Genomic DNA, 18,960 nt, shown 5'->3' with positions numbered 1-18,960 from the left:
GAGGAACGGAACATGGCAAAGATCATTGACGGCAAGGAAGTATCCGCACAGGTCAAGGAGCAGGTCAAGGAGGAAGCAGCCCAGCTGAAGGCTGCAACCGGTCTGCAGGTTGGTCTGGCGGTTGTGATCGTAGGCAATAACCCGGCGTCCCGGGTATATGTGAACAACAAGAAAAAAGCATGCGAGGCGGTTGGCTTCCAGTCCTTTGAGTACGCACTGGATGAGGGTACCACACAGGAGGAGCTGCTGGAACTGGTGGAGGTACTGAACGAGAACCCCCAGGTCAACGGCATTCTGGTGCAGCTGCCCCTGCCCAAGCAGATCGATGAAAAGGCGATCATCAACGCTATCAGCCCGGACAAGGATGTGGACGCATTCCACCCCTCCAACGTGGGCAGAATCATGATCGGCTCCTATGCATTCCTGCCCTGCACACCGGCTGGGGTTATGGAACTGATCGCCAGCACCGGCGTATCCGTCAGCGGCAAGAACTGCGTCGTCATCGGCAGAAGCAACATCGTGGGCAAGCCTATGGCAATGCTGCTGCTGCATCAGAATGGCACTGTGACCATCTGTCACTCCCGGACACAGAATCTGAAGGAGATTTGCGCACAGGCGGATATTCTGGTTGCGGCAGTGGGAAAGGCGAATTTTGTCACCGCAGACATGGTAAAGGAAGGGGCTGTTGTCATTGACGTGGGCATGAACCGACTGGACAACGGCAAGCTGTGCGGCGATGTGGATTTTGCGGCAGTGGAGCCCAAGGCAGGTTACATTACTCCCGTGCCCGGCGGCGTGGGTCCTATGACCATTGCCATGCTGATGCGCAACACGCTGACCGCTGCAAAGCAGCAGAATGGTCTGGCATAACCTGCCCCATACACAAAACGCCCGGAAAGGTTGTATGCCTTCCGGGCGTTTGCTTATTTGAGCTTTTTCTTCTGGATCTCATAGGTGATGGCGGACATCATTTTGTGAGGTACGAACCGGCTTGCGAATACTCCAAGCCGCACGCCCATTCCCGGGATCAGAATCAACTTGCCCTGTAATGCTCCGTCAATGCCGTACCGTGCTACCTTTTTCGGGGAGGCGGGAGGCATACTAAACTGGACACCTGCCCGGTTGTTGAAGTTGGTATCCACCGGCCCGGGGCACAGCAGACTGACGGTCACTTTGCTGTGGGCACGGCGCAGCTCCTCATAAATGGCAAGCGTCAGCCGCACCACATAATTTTTAGAGGCGTAATAGGAGGAGAGCAGGGAACCGGAAAGAAATCCGGCACTGGATGCCACATTCAGGATCCTGCCCCGATTCCGCTTCTTGAAGTCCCGCAAAAACAGCTTGGTGAGAATGTGCAGCGCCCGGATATTTACGTTCAGCATATGCAGCTCGTCCTCCAGGTCGATCTGGTCGAAGGTGCCGAACAGACCGTATCCCGCATTGTTCACCAGCACATCCACCTGCTTATCTTTGCAAAAATCGTATAGCTGAAAGGGTGCCCGATCTTCGCTGAGATCCAAAGCGATGATCTCCACCCCCGTAGGAAGGGCTTTCTGCATCTGTTCCAGATGCTTCTGACTTCTGCCGGTCAGAATCAGATCGTATCCAAGCTGGCTCAGATACACCGCCATTTCTTTGCCGATTCCGGACGTTGCCCCTGTAATCACTGCTCGCATGCAAGTTCCTCCTGTTCTTTTCCTACAGTATACCACAGGGCAAACAGAAAATCCAGTACCGGCAATGAGAAAAAATCATGAAAATTTCGTGGAAATCGAATTTTTTTCGCCAAACCTATGGACAATCGCTGAGAAATATAGTATAATTAACAGGTATTTGATTTCAACGATTGCAGGAGGAATACCATGAACGTTTTGAAAAAATGTACAGCGGCGCTGCTGTCTATGATCATGCTGCTTTCCTTTTTCGGATGCGGTGAGGGAACGGCAAATGTAATGAAGGTGGACGGTATGGAGATCCGTGCCGGCATCTACATCTACTACTCCATTGACGCCTATTTTGATGCTTTGAAGATCCTGGCAGAGTCCGAGAACTTCAACTATGCGTCCTATAAAACCGACAAGGAATTGAAGAAGGCCATCAAGGGCAAAATGGTAGAGGGTCTGCCCATCAAGGAATGGATCCAGAACAAGGCAACTGAGTACTGCCTGCAGTATGTTGCCATTGAAAAGGAATTTGAGCGGCTGAATCTGACGGTCTCTGAGGATACAAAGAGCGAGATCGACACATATTATGCTTCCAGCTGGGCGTATCTGGGGGATTTCTACACCGCAAGCGGCATCGGCGAGCAGACCGTGAAGGATGTACTGCTGTCCGGCGAAAAGCGCACGGCTATTTATAAAGCATATTACGGCGAGGGCGGTTCTGAGGGCGTAACTGATGAATCCCTGCGTACCTACTACAAGGAAAACAATGCCCGTGTGGAGTATGTTAAGATTCCGCTGACCGATGGGGAGGGTAATCTGCTCAAGTCCGACGGCAAGGCAAAGCTGAAGGAAATGGCGGAGCAGTATCTGGACCGGATCAAGGCACAGTCCACCGAAGAGAGCATGCTTCACGAGTTTGACAATGTGATCGACGAGTATAAAGAGTATGCCACCTCTGTTTCCAATGCAGCAGTGACCACTACGGATGAATCCGGGAATCTGATTACCACTGCTACCACCGTCAAGACCACGACCGTGACTACCACAACCGTAACCACCACCGATATTCAGGGTACGGATCAGGATGAGGATGCAGACCGGACAGAGGAAACAACAGTGATTCCTTCCGTGACCACAGCCACCACTGCGCCGGCTACCAGTGGCAGCGGAGATGCTTCCGAAACCACGACCACCACCAAGCCATATCCCAACGAGAGTATCATTGCAAAGATGACCACTGCACCGGAGAGCGAGAAGAAGGATGAGGGGACGACCACTACCACGGAAATCAACTACACTCCCTCTGAAAAGACCTACAACTTTATTTTCAACGATGCAAAGCTGGGGGTTCCGGAGCTGATCGAAGAGGATGAGGCACTGTACATTGTGGTTCGTCTGAACATTGAGGATCGTATGACGGCAGATGATCTTTGGTCCGAATCCAATGTGGAATCAGTTCGTCAGACCATTTACGGGGATGCCTTTGATGCCAAAGTGGAGGAATGGGCAAAGGGATACACGGAGGAGCGTGATTCCGCAGCCTATCGGCGGTATGATCCCCTGGATCTGGATATCATCACCTATTACAATGCGATCATGAAGTCCTACAGCAGCTATTACGGCGGTTAATGAAATCAACGGGGAAGGCTCAGTCCTTCCCCGTTTTTGAAAGGAGTTTTTGAAATGGATGAGAACCAGAAGGCCATCATCAGACGGCAGATGCAGAAAACCGGAGAAGCCCTGACCCGGAATCGGATGCATGTGTATTATGCGGACAGCAAATCGGAGGCACTGGAACAGGTCAAGTCCCTGCTGTATGCAGGGGAGATCGTCGCCAGCGGCGGTTCCATGACCCTGGAGGAATGCGGCGTGATGGATCTGCTCCGCAGCGGCACTTATCAGTTCCTGGATCGTGCCGTCTGTAAGCCGGAGGAGATGCAGACACTGTACCGGAAATGCTTTTCGGCAGACGCATATCTTTGCAGCGCCAATGCGGTGACCGCCAACGGGGAATTATACAATGTGGATGGCAACAGCAATCGGGTAGCTGCTATCAGCTACGGTCCCAGCCGGGTCATTATGGTAGTAGGCTGCAACAAGCTGGTGCCGGATCTGGACGCAGCGATCAAGCGGGTCAAGACCTGTGCGGCTCCGGCAAATGCAGAGCGTCTTTCCTGTCCAACCTACTGTAAGGAATCCGGCAGCTGTATGTCCCTGAATCAGTCCGCTCCTGGCATGACTGACGGATGTCACGGGGACGGCAGGATCTGCTGCAATTACCTGGTGTCCGCTCAGCAGAGAAATCCGGATCGGATGCATGTGATCCTGGTGGCGGAGCCACTTGGGTATTGATTCGTTAAAAAAGAGGAGCTCCTTTCGGAGTTCCTCTTTTCTTTTATGGCTTGATCCCCAATTGATCTGCGTCGGTCAGATGGGCAAGGTAGCGAGCAATGGCGGTCAGATCCGATGCGTCAATGTTGCCATCCAGCACACAGTCCGCATTCTGTAGCCCTGCCTCGCTGACCTTCACTGCATTGTCCTGGGCGATGTACCGTGCCAGCAGCACCGTGTCTGCAATATCTACAATGCCGTCTGCGTTCACATCCCCGTACAGGGAGGTTGTGGTAGCGGTGGTTGTGACCGTTCCGGAGCCTGTGGTGGATGCAGCAGTGGTGGAGGGGGCATCCAGCGGGAAGCTGCGGATATCCGGCAGCTCATCCAGCGTAATGCAATATTCGCTGTTGTAGATCTCGTTCAGCAGATCCACCGGGTTGTTGACCTCTCCGGTCAGGTAGTACCCATACCAGGGGCAGAAATACAGCCAAGCAGCCCGGTCATTTACCAGATTTTCCAATGATGGAATTGCGTCATTCTCAGACATGGCAACCATTTTCTGTCCGTTGGTGCTGGCAACCAGCCCATAGAAGGTGGAGGCGATGGCGCTGGGGTTGGGGATGCCGTCGCTGACATTGTACTTGTCATAGCCAATCAGATCCACCACATCATCCCCCGGGTACCATGCAGCTGAATTGGGGGTGGTGTAGCCCGTCCATTCCCAGATAATATTGTCCAGACCGTACACATTGGTCAGCTGATCGTACAGCAGCCGGTACAGCTTGACGCAGGGCTCCGGGCCTTCAGCGCCCCACCAGAACCATGCGCCCTCTGCCTCGTGGAGGGGACGGAAGATGACGGACACGTCTGCATCCTCCAGCATCTGAAACTTGCTTGCCACTAGTTCAATATCCTTCATGATAATCTCGTGCTCCTTGGTGCCCTCAGTGACAGCTTTAGAGATGCTGAAATCCGTATAGTTTGCATTGGCGGATTCTACATAGAAAGCGTAATTGCCGGTGCTGGAGGGGACGCTCCAGTGCCAGCTGATGGTAGCGATGCCACCGTACTTGTTGGTCCACTCGATGGCACGCTCTGCGGCATAGTCCTGGTAGGAAAGCTCCCCGTTTTCATCCAGGTGATAGGTGAGGAAATCAATGCCCCGGATGGCGGGCTGCTTGCCGGTCTGCTCCTGGATATAGGTGAACTCCGCCTCATTGTCCTTGATGAATCCGGAGGTAGGATCCGCATTGTAATTGTAGTTGTGGGAACCGCACATTTCCTGCTGACCGGAAAGAATGTGGTTGCCGTACACACTGCGCAGGTAAGCGTAGAGCCGCTTCGTGGTGTCGTTGGCGTGAGGATTGGACAGAGAATCCGTGGGAGAAAGCTGAGAAATGCTTTCGTCCGCCTGGGTCAGAGTAAAGCTGTCCAGGTAGGTATAGCCCCAGTAGCCCTTCAGCTCAATGCTGTTGCTGCCCTCCCGCAGGGTGACCAGCGTGGTAATCTCGCTCCACTTCAGATTATAGGGGAAGGTGACTTCTCCTTGATTGGAGCCGTTGATGTTCAGATACTGCACCTTTTTGTTGGTGTCATTGGGCTGCAGATAGCGGATATTCATATTGTACAGCCCGGCTTTTTCCACCTCCACTGTACAGGTAACGGAACTGCCCTTGTCGGTCAGATACACAAAGCCGCTGCCGGTGGGATCCGTACAGTCGTAGGTATCGCCTGCATCGTTGGTGTCTGTCCAGCCTGCATCGTACTGCTTGGCACGGTCGATCACGCCCTGTTCAAACTCGTAGGTGGTCAGTGTGTCGGAGGATACTGCGCCGCCGGGAAAGCTGAGCAGGGTAGTCATTGCCACAGCAGAAGCCAGCAGGACGGACAACTGGCGTTTCTGTTTTCTCATGTCATCACGACTCCTTTGTTTTGAAATTACCATCAGTATAGCATAGAACCGGCGTGATTTCAAGTGAAGGGAAGTATTTTTTTACTTAAATAAAAACCGCACAAAGCCCCAAAAGATGCTCTGTGCGGTATATTTTATTGGTTTATGTTTTACCCTACCGGATCACGCAGTACATGTAAACGGACAGTGCGGAGAATACCGCCGTCAGACAGGGGATCACACAGCGCACGGTCTTTGCGGCAAGGGATTCCAGCTTGCTCTGGTACCGTTCCAGACTGTTATTGTATGCCACAGAGAGACACAGCCCGCCGAAGATGGCAGTGGGCACGATGTAGCGGAAATCCATGGTGCAGCCGAAGGGGTAGTTGATGTTGAAGTTGACGCTGAAGCCATACAGGAACATCCACAGCGCCGGAATGCCAAAGCGCAGCATGGGCTTGGCATGGGTGCAGCATACCACAACGTAGATCATAGCCAGCAGGGAAATCAGGATCAGCGCAAAGTTTACCAGCACCAGCCCGTAGGATACCCAGTCCGGGATGCCGAATTTAAATTCACCGAATACGGAACTTTTTACCAGGTACATAGGATAATTATAGTCATTCCAGGGGCTTGCATACTGATTGGCTTTCAGGTTGGCAAGGTCAAACCACAGGAATCGGGAGGCAATGGAGTGGTCGCCGCAGTAAAGGTCAGAAGTAATGGGAATGGGGTATACATAGTTCAGCGCCTGGTCAAACCGTACCAGATTCCGGATGCAGTACCACATGCCAAGAGGCAGGGAAATGCAGCCGAACACCCCCAGCTTTGCCAGCATGGGCGCTGCTTTCTTCTGCTTGATGGCCTGTACCAGTCGGATCAGCATCAGCACAGCCGTAAAGATTGCAAATACTGCACAGGAGATCTTGGTGGAGATGGCGAGTCCATACACCACTGCCAGTTGAATGGTCACCGGGAAGGTCTGGTTCTTGAACCAGCGGATGGTGAGCAGCAGTGCCAGCATCATAAAGTAGATGGACAGGGAGTCGGGGCCCACGCGCCCTGCCAGCAGGTAAAATTCCGGCAGGAATGCAGTGACTGCCAGTACGATGGGCTGCGCCCGGCGATTCAGGTCCAATTCCTTGCAGATCTTTGGGGTCATCAGCAGTACGGAACAGGATGCAAAGCAGGATACGATCTTTGCCGCATTCACCAGGGCGTGCTCATCAGCGGAAGTACCCAGAATGGCATTGACGATAGAGGAAACAATGGCACTGATTACATAATATACCGGTTGCTGATAGAATTGCCCGTGATTGTCCTGGGGCAGACGGGCGTTGTGTATAATCTGCAAAATGTAGCTGTCGTGTCCGCCGGAAATATCGTGGGGACGGGTGTAAGCGTCCGTGTAGAGCATATAGCCGATGCGCATGACCAATCCGGCAAACAGGATCAGCCGGATCAATTCCTCCGTTTGATCCGTTTTTCGGACACGGCAGTGGAATACCAGCAGACCGATGATAATCAGCACCCCCATCAGTACATTGATGAGATGGGCGGATTCATGCAGGAGAAGGACTTCGTTCAGCTTCAGTCCTTCGGTCAGCAGGTAGCAGAGTATGATTACCGCCGCCAAAATCACGGGGCTGAATGGTTTTAGTTTGGTTTCAATGGTTTGCTTCATGGTTTCTTTCCTATTCTTTTAATTGGATTCGGCATCCTGCCGGATGGAACTGCTGCTTTTGAGGTACTTGGAGTGGCGTTTCTTGCGCTTTTCTGCATACATGATTGTATCCGCCAAGGTGACCATTGCAAAAAGGGATTTATCCGGCGTGGGCACGGCAATGTGGTAACCGCTGCTGGCATGCAGGGCAAAGGGCATGCTGGTTGCCCGGTTGTAATCCTCCAGTTTTTTCTGAATGCTGTCGGTCATCCGATCCGCATCCTGCTGGGTATAATTTGCGGCAAAGACAATGAATTCGTCGCCGCCGAACCGACAGCAGATTTCTCCGTTTGTGCAGCATTCATGCAGAATGGTCGCCATGCTGCGGATGGCGATATCCCCGGATTTATGTCCATAGGTATCGTTGATCATTTTCAGTCCGTCCATGTCGATGAACATGACCATGACCGGATGCTTCTCTGCAATGCACCGTGCGAAAACAGGCTCGGTCTGGCGGCGGAAGCCGTTCCGGTTGGCAATGCCGGAAAGGGGATCCGTTGCATACAGCTTATCCAGCTCCTGCACCGCATGATCCAGGTAGATAATGCGCCGGATGTTCTCCATAGAATTGCTCAGATTCAATGACCAGGAATGGAACAGGGAACTGCGCATGGGAAATGCGGTATTGCAGATGGCATAATACCCAAGGCAATGCTCCCGGAAGTGCAGGGGCACGAAGTAGAAGCAGCGCATGTGATCCACCTGCCGATACAGAGCCGGCAGCATCTGATCCACATGGAAATCCTCATGGCAGCGGAATTTCCCCTCATAATAGGACAGGGGAACCAGCATGCGCTGGGTGTAGCCATGGATCAGACAGGCATCGGCTGTGGAGGGATCCGGTTCCGCCTGGGTTGCGGGCAAGGCATGCCCCAGCCAGTTTTCGCAAAGGCACAGGTAGAATTCCTCACAGTTGGTTTCCAGCACAAATTCCTTGAGGGCTTCGATATATTCCTCGTAATTGGCACATTCCACCAGAGAGCAAGCCATGCGACTCAACAGGGAGATGTCCACGTTGAAATCCTCCTGGATCTGGTAGTTGTGCTTTTTGAAATCCCGGATGGTATCACAGTAATGGGCACCACAGCCGCAGCTTTCCGTAAAGCGTGGCTGCATTTCCAGTTTGTGTACACGGGTCTGCGGAACGCCATGCCAGGCGTTATACAGCAATTGGCATGCAAGGGCGCCGCACTGTCCCAGGGGCCTTGCCACAGAGCTGATCTCCGGCGCATAATTCCGGGCGTTGTAGGTATTGTCAAAACCGGATACCATAATATCCCCCGGTACCCGGATGCCGCGTGCATTCAGGGCTCCGATCACGGATACCGCCATGGTGTCGTTGGCGCAGACAATGGCTTCCGGCATGGGCAGATCGGAACGGAGAAATACATCTACGGCAGTTCTGCCATCCCGGCGCTGAAAGGTGCCGTGATAAATGCGAGCTTCCTCGATGGGAATATTGTGTTCCTCCAGAACCTGTTTGTAGGCAGCCAGTCGTGCAATGCTGTCCGGATTATCATCTGGCCCGGAAACATAGTTGATCCGCCGCAGTCCGTGTTCATTCGTAAAATGCCGGACGATCTGCGCCATGGCACTGTGGTTGTCCACGCAGATGGAGAAGAAATCCTGGTAATCTGCATCCACACTGACAGCAGGCACGCCGGATGCCCGAACCTGACTGATGATCTCCCGGACGGTTTCCGGGCTGTCGATCGTATTGGTCAGCAGAATGACCCCGTCCAGCTCCTGCAAATTCGGCAAACGGAAAATGTTGTACTCTCCCGTATCATAGCTGCCGTTGTTCAGAATGCCCCCAAAGGCGATAAAATGCAGTACATCTATGTTGTGTGCAGCGGCAAACTCATGGATGCCCTGTGTGATCTGATTCTGGTATTCCTCATCCAGACCTGATAAAAATACGGCGATCTTTTTCTTATTGCTCATTGTCCCCTCCAAGATTTGTTAAACTCAGAAAGTGATTTATCGTCTTAAATAGCGGGATGTCTTTTTCCGTTTTTTCTGTTCGTACATTTTCTGATCCGCAAGGGTAATCAGAGAAAATACCGGCATATCCGGCTGGGGGACTTCAATGTGGTAGCCAATGCTGGCTTCTACGTCAAAGGGATTGCTGTGGGTTTCGTTATAATTGCGGAATTCCTCCAGGATTGCCAGTTCCAGAAGCTTTGCCTTTTCTTCGGTGTAATTGACCGCAAAGACCAGGAACTCGTCTCCGCCGAACCGGGAGTAGATCTCTCCGTCCTTGCATGCCAGCTTCAGGCACTGTCCCATGGCACGGATGGCAACATCACCGGATTTATGTCCGTAGGTATCGTTGATGTGCTTCAGTCCGTCCATATCCAGGAACATGACCATGACCGGAACCCGATGCTCCTGGCAGTACTGGTACAGCTCCTGGGTATTCCGGCTGAATCCGTTCCGATTGTAGATTCCGGACAGATTGTCGATGATGTACAGCTTGTCAAGCTCCTTGACGACTGCACTCAGACAGCGCATTTTCCGCACATTTTCCAAGGAATTGCTGATATTCATGACCCAGGATACAAAGCTTGCGCTTTCCAGCGGGAAGGTGCTGTTGCAGATCACGCAGTATCCCAGACAGCGTTCTCTGAAGTGGATGGGCATAAAATAGTATGTTTTTCCTGCATCCTCAGGCTCATAAATTTCCGGCAGCATCAGACTGGTTTCAAAGTCCGGCACATTCTCCAGGAACTTTCCGTCCCGGTAGGCAAGCGCCACCTGCATTTTCCGGGAGTAGCCTTCGGAGATATAGTCGTTGAACGCATAGTCCATGGGGGCGGATCCATCCTCTGCGTTGTTGAATGTACCTGCCCAGTTTTCACACAGGCACAGGTAGAAGGACTCGCAGTTGATCTCCAGGATGCAGTCTTTCAGCTTGTCAAGGCTCTTTGCATAGGAGTCAGATTCTGTCAGCGTACATGCCATACGGCTGTTCCGGCGTACATCAATGTTGTACCGTTCGATGATCTTGTAATTGTTCCGCTTAAAATCCTCGATGCTGTCGCTCATACAGTGCTTGCAGCCGCAGCTTTCTGTGAGCACGGGGGTGGCGTCCAGGATTACCGTGCGCTCCTGTTCTCCCTTCTGCCGGATGTGATGATAGACCATTTCACAGGCACGTCTGCCGGATTCCGTCAGGGGACGGGAAACAGAGGTCAGCTCCGGGGTACAGTTGCGGGCGGAGCGAATATTGTCAAAGCCGGTGATGATCACGTCCTGGGGACAGTGAACCCCTCTGCTTTCCAGGGTGATTAGGGCGGAAAGTGCCATATTGTCATTGGCACTGACAATAGCCTCCGGAAATTCCAGCTCAGAGGAAAGGAAAGCTTCCGCCGCCTCTCTGCCATCCTGCCCCCGGAAGAGACCGTGAAAAATTCGCTCCTCTTCTACGGGGATCTGGTGCTCGCTTAGCGCATCTCTGTAAGCCTGTAAACGCAGCAGGCTTTCCGGGTTGTTGGTGGGGCCGGAAATGTAATTGATCCGCCGGCAGCCGTGTGCTTCGATCACATGGTTGACGATCTCATGCATCGCAGTGTAATTGTCAATTCCTATGTAGTAGCAGCCGGGAATGTCCTGGTCGATCACTGCGGTGGGCAGACCGCATTTCTGCACACTGTTCAGAATGGTCTGCTTCATACTGGAGGAGCATATGGTATTTGTCAGAAGGATGGCGCCGTCCAGCTTGTCGTAGTTTACCAGATTAAAGATGTTGTATTCTCCGGCATCGTGGTTCGGGTTGCCCAGCATGCCGCCAAAGGCGATGAAATGACAGATGTTGATGTGATGATTGCGTGCAAATTCGTGTATGCCCTGCAGGATGTCATGCTGGTATTCTTCGTCAATGCCTGATACCATTACAGCGATGTTCAGTGGTTTTTGCATGATTGGATCAGCCCCCGTTTTCATTACTTTTACATTATGCACAGAAGTTTTTAGTAGTGTTGCACATGCTTATAATTTATTATACTACACAATTAAGAAAAAGGGAATAGAGAAACCGAAAAAAGATGCGAGAACTTCAAATATTGTTTAAATCGACGGATTAAATTGTGCAGGTTCAACAATTCTTGATTGCACAAACGAACTCACATGGACATAGACGCAGTAATTCGTTGTTTATATTAAATATGTCAGACTTGCTTGAAACAGTTGCTTATTTATGTGGTTCGTGCTATAATAAATCATGTATATGTTTGCAACACACTTTTAGGAGGAACGAAGTATGATTCAGATTGAAATGGAAAACGGGAAAAAGATCAAGATCGAGCTGTATCCCGACATTGCGCCCATCTCCTGTGAAAACTTTGAGAAGCTGGTGCGTCAGGGCTTTTATAACGGCCTTACCTTCCACCGGGTGATTCCCGGCTTTATGATCCAGGGCGGCTGTCCGGATGGCACCGGTATGGGCGGTCCCGGTTGGTCTATCAAGGGCGAATTTGCCGCAAACGGCGTGAAGAATGATTTGAAGCACACCCGTGGCGTGTTGTCCATGGCACGGTCTATGATGCCCAATTCCGCAGGCTCCCAGTTCTTTATCATGCATGAGGATGCGCCCCACCTGGATGGGCAGTATGCTGCATTCGGCAAGGTCATAGAGGGTATGGATGTGGTAGACGAGATCGCACAGGTTGCAACGGACTACAACGATAAGCCTACAACGCCTCAGATCATGAAGTCTGTGACGGTTATTGACTGATGGAACAGAAGATTGCAGCATTATTTGACCGGATCCAGCCGCTGATCGGTCACACACCCCTGCTGGAGATCAGCTGCACATATAAGGGAAAGCCACGTCGGGTATATGCCAAGGCGGAGTCCTACAACCTCAGCGGCAGCATCAAGGACCGTGTGGCATTCTATGTGCTGAAGCATGCTTACGAAACCGGACAGATCCAGCCGGGGGATCTGATCGCAGAGGCTACCAGCGGCAATACTGGTATTGCCTTTTCTGCGGTGGGCAGATATCTGGGGCACCCGGTGGTGATCTACATGCCGGACTGGATGAGCCAGGAGCGCATGCGACTGATCCGCAGCTATGGCGCCGAGATCCGCCTTGTCAGCAAGGAGGAGGGAGGCTTTCTGGGCTCCATCCGCATGACGGAGGAGCTTGCGGCGAAGGGTGGCGTATTTCTGCCCTGCCAGTTCTCCAACGAGGATAACAGCACCGCCCACTATCTGACCACCGGAGCTGAGATTGCAGCGCAGCTTTCTTCCATTGGTCTGAAAGCGGATGCAGTGGTGGCAGGTGTAGGCACCGGCGGCACGGTGATGGGTATCGGGCGGCGTTTACGGGAAACCAATCCTGCCTGCAAGCTGTATCCGCTGGAGCCGGAGAATTCACCAACCCTGTCTACGGGATACAAAACCGGCAAGCACCGGATCCAGGGCATTTCCGACGAGTTTGTGCCACCCATCCTCAAGCTGGAGGAAACGGACGCTGTGGTTGCGGTGGATGATGTGGATTCCATCCTTATGGCACAGATGCTGGCACGGGAGCTGGGCATCGGCGTAGGGATCTCCTCCGGCGCAAACTTCCTGGGCGCTCTGAAGGTAGGGGATCTGCTGGGGGAGGAAGCGGTCATTGCCACCGTGTTTGCAGACGACAACAAGAAGTATCTGTCTACGGATTACTCCGATACCCATCAGCCCAAGCCCGGTTATCTGACGCCGGAGATCCGGCTGACCGGGGTGCGTGCAATCCGCTGACGATATCAATCACGGGCATTGCCCGAGGAAAGGAGGCGTAAGAATATGCGTATTTTTCTGATCGATTATGAGAATGTAAATTCCTTCGGACTGGCGGGGATCTCCCGGCTTGATGCAGAGGATCGGGTGGTTCTGTTCTACAGCCAGTCTGCCAATACCCTGAATTTTGAGATTCTGGATGAGATCATGCAATCTCCGGTTCGGACGGAAAAGGTGAATCTGAACCAGTCCGGCAGGAATGCGCTGGATTTTCAGCTGGTTACCTATCTGGGCTATCTGATCGCCAAGCAGAGTGCGGATGATTTTTATATCATCAGCCGGGATATGGGCTATGTGGCGACGCAGCAGTTCTGTAAGAAGATGCTGGGGGTAAAGGTACAGATCAAGCCATCCATCCGGGATGCTCTGGCGGATAAAACATCGGTTCCGGTGAAGAAGATGACCGTTTCGCAGCCGGTCATGCTTCAGCAGCCTGCTCCGGTTGAGGGTAAATCCGGCAAAAAGAAATCCCAGAAAAAGCAGCCCAAGCAGATCACGGTACAGACAAAGCAGACTGTGCCCACTGTGAAAACGATCCGGAAGCTTTTGCTGGAGATCGATCCGGAGATCCAGACCAATCGGGTGAAGGATATCATCCAGTGCATGACTGATAGCGAATCCACCGCAGAGTTTCACAATACCCTGCAGCGGCAGTTCGGCGGCGAGGATGCAACGGACTATTACCGGGGTCTGAAGAAATTTTTTGCGGATCTGCAGGGAAACGAGAAGTAAACAGGAAGGAACTGCTCCATGAAGACCTTATACATATCTGATCTGGACGGTACCCTGCTTACACCGGATGCCTGCCTGTCAGAGCGCTCCACCCAACTGCTGCAGCAGCTGTCGGCGGAGGGTGTGCTTTTCTCCTGTGCGACTGCCCGCTCCATCGTATCCGTCCGCAGCATTCTGTCCCGGGTACAGATGCCCGTGCCGGTGGTGCTGATGAACGGGGTGTGCATCTATGACATGCATGTCCGGCAGTATCTGCATTATGAAACCATCGGAGTGCAGACAGCTCTTCAGGTGACGGAGATTCTGGAACAGATGCAGGTTCCGGCATTTCTCTATACGATTGAAGGACAGGAGCTGGGCTGTTTCCATCACCGTTTGGATGATCCGGTGATGGAAGCGTATCGGGCAGCAAGGCCCCAGCGCTTTGACCGCCCCTTTACCCAGGTGGACAGTCTGACCCAGGCGGTGTCTGATCGGACGATCTATATCACCATGGTGGATCAAAAAGATCGGATCCAGAAGATTCGGGATGCGGTTGCGCACCTGCCCGGTTTGCAGTATGCCTTTTATAAGGATGTGTATGACCGGGACTCCTGGTATCTGGAGCTTTGCGGGGCAGGTGCCTCCAAGCGCCAGGCAGTGGATTATCTCCGGCATGCTTACGGATTTGCGCATATCATCGGCTTTGGGGACAATCTCAATGACCTGTCCCTGTTTGCCGGATGTGACGAATGCTATGCTGTGGCAAATGCCAGGGATGAGGTAAAGGCAGCTGCCACCGGCGTTATTGGCAGCAACCTGGAGGATGCTGTGCCGGAGTGGATCCTGGAACATTATTATCACAATCAGAAAGGATAAAAAGAATGAAGAAGCTGATGCTTGGAAATGAAGCCTTCGCCAGAGGGCTTTACGAAAGCGGATGCCGGGTCGTATCAAGCTATCCCGGCACGCCGTCTACGGAAATTACAGAAGAAGTCGCAAAGTATGACGAGGTGTATGCAGAATGGGCACCCAATGAAAAGGTCGCCATGGAGGTTGCCCTGGGCGCATCCATTGCCGGTGCCAGAAGCTTCTGCGGTATGAAGCATGTAGGTCTGAATGTGGCAGCGGATCCCCTGTACACAGCATCCTACACCGGCGTCAACGGGGGCATGGTGATCGCCGTGGCGGATGATCCGGGCATGCACTCCTCCCAGAATGAGCAGGACAGCCGGCATCACGCCATTGCTTCCAAGGTGCCTATGCTAGAGCCCTCCGATTCCGGCGAATGCAAGGAATATGTAAAGCTGGCGTATGAGATCTCCGAGCAGTTTGATGCGCCGGTGATCGTCCGCATGTCCACCCGTGTGGCACATTCTCAGAGCTCTGTAGAGCTGTGTGACCGGATTGACGGGGGACTGAAGCCCTACGAAAAGACCCCCCAGAAATATGTCATGATGCCTGCTTTTGCAAAGGGCCGTCACGTAGTCGTGGAGGAGCGCACGGAAAAGCTGACTGCTTATGCGGAAACCTCCCCTCTGAACCGGGTAGAAATGCATGCTTCCAAGATCGGCGTTATCACCAGTGGCATTGCCTATCAGTATGCAAGAGAAGCCCTGGGGGATACGGTTTCCTATCTGAAGCTGGGTATGGTGAACCCTCTGCCCAAGAAGCTGATCCTGGATTTTGCAGCGAAGTGTGACAAGATCTATGTGATCGAGGAGCTGGATGATGTCATCGAGACCCACTGCCGCAAGCTGGACATCCAGGTGGTTGGCAAGGAGCTGTTTGGCTACATCGGAGAGCTGTCCCAGTCCATCATTGCGGAAAAGATGCTGGGTGAGGTGAAGGAATATACTACATATCCGGAGCAGCTGCCGGTACGTCCTCCGGTTATGTGCCCTGGCTGTCCGCACAGAGGCGTATTCTATGCTTTGTCCAAGCTCAAGTGCATCGTTTCCGGGGACATCGGCTGCTACACCCTGGGTGCGGCTGCGCCCCTGTGTGCAATGGACAGCACCATCTGTATGGGCGCATCCATCTCCGGGCTTCACGGCTTCAACAAGGCAAGAGGCGCTGAAAGCGAGCAGCGTGCAGTGGCAGTCATCGGCGACTCCACCTTTATGCACAGCGGCATGACCGGTCTTGTGAACATCGCATACAACGCTACCAATTCTACCGTTATCATTCTGGACAACTCCATCACCGGTATGACCGGTCATCAGCAGAATCCCACCACCGGCAAGAACCTGAAGGGGGATCCGGCGGCGGCAGTATGCCTGGAGGATCTCTGCAAAGCCATTGGCATTCAGCGTGTCCGGGTGGTAGATCCCTATCATCTGGCGGAAACCGAAACTGCCATCAAGGAAGAGCTGGCAGTGGCTGCGCCTTCCGTGATTATTTCCCGTCGTCCCTGTGCACTGCTGAAATATGTAAAGCACAAGCCGGCGCTGCATGTGGAAGCGGACAAGTGCAAGTCCTGCAAGATGTGTCTGAAGCTGGGATGTCCGGCGATTTCCATGCGTGAGGGCAAGGCTGTCATCGACCATACCCAGTGCGTAGGCTGCGGCATTTGCATGGAGCAGTGCAAGTTCGGTGCCATTGTGGAATAAGGGAAAGGAGCAGAAGGAACATGGAAACAAAATCAGTCATGATCGTAGGCGTAGGCGGTCAGGGCAGCCTGCTGGCTTCCCGGATCCTGGGCAATGTGCTGCTGGCACAGGGCTATGACGTAAAGGTCAGCGAAGTACACGGCATGTCCCAGCGGGGCGGCTCTGTTGTGACCTATGTAAAATACGGGGATCAGGTGTATTCTCCCATCGTGGAAAAGGGTGAGGCGGATGCTATCATTTCCTTTGAACTGCTGGAGGCTGCACGCTGGGTATCCCATCTGAAAAAGGACGGCTGCCTGGTGGTATCCAAGCAGCAGCTGGATCCCATGCCGGTTGTCACCGGTGCAGCCACCTATCCGGAAAACATTCTGGAACATCTGGAAGCCCTGGGCATTGATGTGACCGCAGTGGACGCTCTGGCGCTGGCGGAATCTCTGGGCAATGCAAAGGCATCCAACGTGGTGCTGATGGGCGTGGTATCCCGGAAGCTGCCCTTCCCGGAGGAAGTATGGCAGCAGGCACTGGCGCAGTGTGTCCCGGCAAAATTCCTGGAGCTGAACAAAAAGGCATTTGCACTTGGCAGAGATGTAGTGGCATGAAGAACATAGCGGAAAGTACATGGTATGGAATCGGCAGTTTCCTGCCGGGCATCCTCTTTCTGGTGACTGTGGTCGTGACATGCGTTCTGCTGCATGAAGATGCCATGATGCCTCTGTATGGGATTCCCCTGGCTGCAGCGGCGCTTCTGGCGGTAGTCTTGTTCATCACCATGTCGATGGATGCAGAAAGGCTGTCTGACAGCAGAACGAGGTATGTCTGGATGCTCCTGCTTTGGATGGCAAATATCCTTGTCTTTCCGTTCTACTGGTTCGCCTGCATCAAAAACAGGAACAGTCAATCAAAATAAAAGGGGAGTTTTCAATGTATTGGAATGAAAGTATGGAATGCGCAACGCTGAATGAAATGCGGGCACTCCAGTCCTTCCGCCTGTCCCAGACAGTCAGAAGAGTGTACGAACGGGTACCCCTGTACCGGAAGCGTATGGATGAAGCAGGGGTTTCTCCGGCGGATATCCGCAGTGTGGATGATCTGCACAAGCTGCCCTTTACTTATAAACAGGATCTGCGGGATACCTATCCCTACGGTATGTTCGCAGTGCCCATGAGCGAGATCGTGCGTCTGCATGCCTCCAGCGGCACCACTGGCAAGCAGATCGTAGTGGGCTATACCCGGAAGGATCTGGATACCTGGGCGGAATGCTGCGCAAGAGCACTGACCGCAGCAGGGGCTACCAAGGAGGATATTATCCACGTTTCCTACGGCTATGGTTTGTTCACCGGCGGACTGGGCGTGCATGGCGGTGCCGAAAAGGCTGGCATGACTGTTGTGCCGGTTTCTGTGGGCAATACCAAGCGTCAGATCAACATTCTCCGGGACTTCAAGCCCACCTTTATCTGCTGCACCCCCTCCTATGCGCTGTTCTTGGCAGAGACTATGGCAGAAATGGGCATTGACAAGAGCGAACTGGCTCTGAAGGTTGGTATTTTCGGTGCAGAACCCTGGACAGAGGAAATGCGTAAGGAGATCGAGGCAAAGCTGGGACTGAAGGCAATGGACATTTACGGTCTGACCGAGATCATCGGGCCCGGCGTTGCCTTTGAGTGCCAGGAACAGTCCGGCATGCATATCAATGAGGATAACTTCATTGCAGAAACCATCGATCCGGATACGGGAGAGGTGCTGCCGATCGGCACACAGGGCGAAATCGTCTTCACCTGCATCAATAAGCAGGGCTTCCCGCTGCTTCGGTATCGGACACGGGATATCGGTGTACTGGTTCGTGAAAAGTGCAGCTGCGGCAGAACCCTGATCAAGATGAAGAAGCCTGCGGGCAGATCCGATGATATGCTGATCATCCGGGGTGTCAATGTGTTCCCGTCCCAGATCGAAAGCGTATTGCTGCAGCTGGGCAATACTGCGCCCTACTACCAGTTGATCGTGGGCAGAGTGAACAACACGGATACCCTGGAGATCCAGGTAGAGATTACACCGGAGATGTTCTCTGATACGGTCAGAAGCCTGGAGGAGCAGTCCCGGAACATTAAGCAGGCGGTGGAGTCCACCCTGGGCATTTCCGCAAAGATCACCCTGGTAGAGCCGAAAACCATTCCCAGAGTTGAGGGCAAAGCGGTGCGTGTGGTGGATACCCGGAAGCTGCACGATTAAAGGACGAAAGGGGAA

General features: G+C 53.0%; 16 protein-coding genes. 11 read left to right on the top strand and 5 right to left on the bottom strand.

Features of this window, described 5'->3' with window-relative positions:
* Nucleotides 1–12: 12 nt before the first annotated feature.
* A complete protein-coding gene (gene folD, locus RUM_RS10345; protein WP_015559056.1) occupies nt 13–870 on the top strand; it encodes a bifunctional methylenetetrahydrofolate dehydrogenase/methenyltetrahydrofolate cyclohydrolase FolD in 858 nt (285 codons plus the stop codon).
* A gap of 53 nt (nt 871–923) precedes the next feature.
* Here folD and RUM_RS10340 read toward each other — a convergent pair whose 3' ends face one another.
* On the bottom strand, nt 924–1,676 hold the full coding sequence (locus RUM_RS10340) for an SDR family NAD(P)-dependent oxidoreductase (RefSeq protein WP_015559055.1): 753 nt from the start codon (nt 1,674–1,676) through the stop codon (nt 924–926).
* 186 nt (nt 1,677–1,862) lie between these two features.
* Here RUM_RS10340 and RUM_RS10335 point away from each other — a divergent pair, with 186 nt between their 5' ends.
* Together RUM_RS10335 and RUM_RS10330 are read left to right on the top strand one after the other, a co-directional pair.
* A complete protein-coding gene (locus RUM_RS10335; protein WP_015559054.1) occupies nt 1,863–3,293 on the top strand; it encodes a hypothetical protein in 1,431 nt (476 codons plus the stop codon).
* Between the two features lie 54 nt (nt 3,294–3,347).
* On the top strand, nt 3,348–4,016 hold the full coding sequence (locus RUM_RS10330; protein ID WP_015559053.1) for a lactate utilization protein: 669 nt from the start codon (nt 3,348–3,350) through the stop codon (nt 4,014–4,016).
* Nucleotides 4,017–4,059: 43 nt separating this feature from the next.
* Here RUM_RS10330 and RUM_RS10325 read toward each other — a convergent pair whose 3' ends face one another.
* From RUM_RS10325 to RUM_RS10310, 4 genes are all read right to left on the bottom strand, one after another.
* Nucleotides 4,060–5,910 (bottom strand): glycosyl hydrolase, encoded by a 1,851-nt coding sequence (locus RUM_RS10325; RefSeq protein WP_015559052.1) that lies wholly within the window; start codon nt 5,908–5,910, stop codon nt 4,060–4,062.
* Between the two features lie 154 nt (nt 5,911–6,064).
* Nucleotides 6,065–7,573: a hypothetical protein gene (locus RUM_RS10320; protein WP_015559051.1), complete on the bottom strand. Its 1,509-nt coding sequence runs from the start codon at nt 7,571–7,573 to the stop codon at nt 6,065–6,067.
* Between the two features lie 18 nt (nt 7,574–7,591).
* Nucleotides 7,592–9,556, bottom strand: coding sequence for a substrate-binding and GGDEF domain-containing protein (locus RUM_RS10315; RefSeq protein WP_015559050.1), 1,965 nt, complete (start codon nt 9,554–9,556; stop codon nt 7,592–7,594).
* Between the two features lie 36 nt (nt 9,557–9,592).
* Nucleotides 9,593–11,533 carry a GGDEF domain-containing protein gene (locus RUM_RS10310; RefSeq protein ID WP_015559049.1) on the bottom strand — a complete coding sequence of 647 codons (1,941 nt, stop codon included), beginning with the start codon at nt 11,531–11,533 and terminating at the stop codon, nt 9,593–9,595.
* A 340-nt stretch (nt 11,534–11,873) separates the two neighbouring features.
* On the opposite strand from RUM_RS10310, the gene RUM_RS10305 reads away from it, so the two are divergent.
* From RUM_RS10305 to RUM_RS10270, 8 genes are read left to right on the top strand one after another with little or no spacing between them, the layout of a single operon-like run.
* Complete coding sequence (locus RUM_RS10305; RefSeq protein WP_015559048.1) at nt 11,874–12,347, top strand: peptidylprolyl isomerase; 474 nt, start codon at nt 11,874–11,876, stop codon at nt 12,345–12,347.
* On the top strand, nt 12,347–13,357 hold the full coding sequence (locus RUM_RS10300; RefSeq protein ID WP_015559047.1) for a PLP-dependent cysteine synthase family protein: 1,011 nt from the start codon (nt 12,347–12,349) through the stop codon (nt 13,355–13,357). The genes RUM_RS10305 and RUM_RS10300 overlap by 1 nt, the downstream gene beginning before the upstream one ends.
* A gap of 45 nt (nt 13,358–13,402) precedes the next feature.
* Nucleotides 13,403–14,128, top strand: a complete 726-nt coding sequence (locus RUM_RS12230; protein ID WP_015559046.1) for a PIN domain-containing protein — start codon at nt 13,403–13,405, stop codon at nt 14,126–14,128.
* 18 nt (nt 14,129–14,146) lie between these two features.
* Nucleotides 14,147–14,986, top strand: a complete 840-nt coding sequence (locus RUM_RS10290) for an HAD-IIB family hydrolase (RefSeq protein ID WP_015559045.1) — start codon at nt 14,147–14,149, stop codon at nt 14,984–14,986.
* Between the two features lie 5 nt (nt 14,987–14,991).
* Nucleotides 14,992–16,719: an indolepyruvate ferredoxin oxidoreductase subunit alpha gene (gene iorA / locus RUM_RS10285; protein ID WP_015559044.1), complete on the top strand. Its 1,728-nt coding sequence runs from the start codon at nt 14,992–14,994 to the stop codon at nt 16,717–16,719.
* 20 nt (nt 16,720–16,739) lie between these two features.
* Entirely contained in the window at nt 16,740–17,318 is a 579-nt protein-coding gene (locus RUM_RS10280; protein WP_015559043.1) for an indolepyruvate oxidoreductase subunit beta, read from the top strand.
* The gene (locus RUM_RS10275; protein ID WP_015559042.1) at nt 17,315–17,626 is read left to right on the top strand and encodes a hypothetical protein; all 312 of its coding nucleotides are present in this window, start codon (nt 17,315–17,317) and stop codon (nt 17,624–17,626) included. The genes RUM_RS10280 and RUM_RS10275 overlap by 4 nt, the downstream gene beginning before the upstream one ends.
* A gap of 14 nt (nt 17,627–17,640) precedes the next feature.
* Nucleotides 17,641–18,945, top strand: a complete 1,305-nt coding sequence (locus RUM_RS10270; protein ID WP_015559041.1) for a phenylacetate--CoA ligase family protein — start codon at nt 17,641–17,643, stop codon at nt 18,943–18,945.
* Nucleotides 18,946–18,960 lie beyond the last annotated feature (15 nt).

It is taken from the genome of Ruminococcus champanellensis 18P13 = JCM 17042, from assembly GCF_000210095.1.
GTDB classification, from domain to species: domain Bacteria; phylum Bacillota; class Clostridia; order Oscillospirales; family Ruminococcaceae; genus Ruminococcus_F; species Ruminococcus_F champanellensis.
Note: the sequence above shows the minus strand (reverse complement) of the source record. Positions and strands in the feature narration are given on the sequence as shown.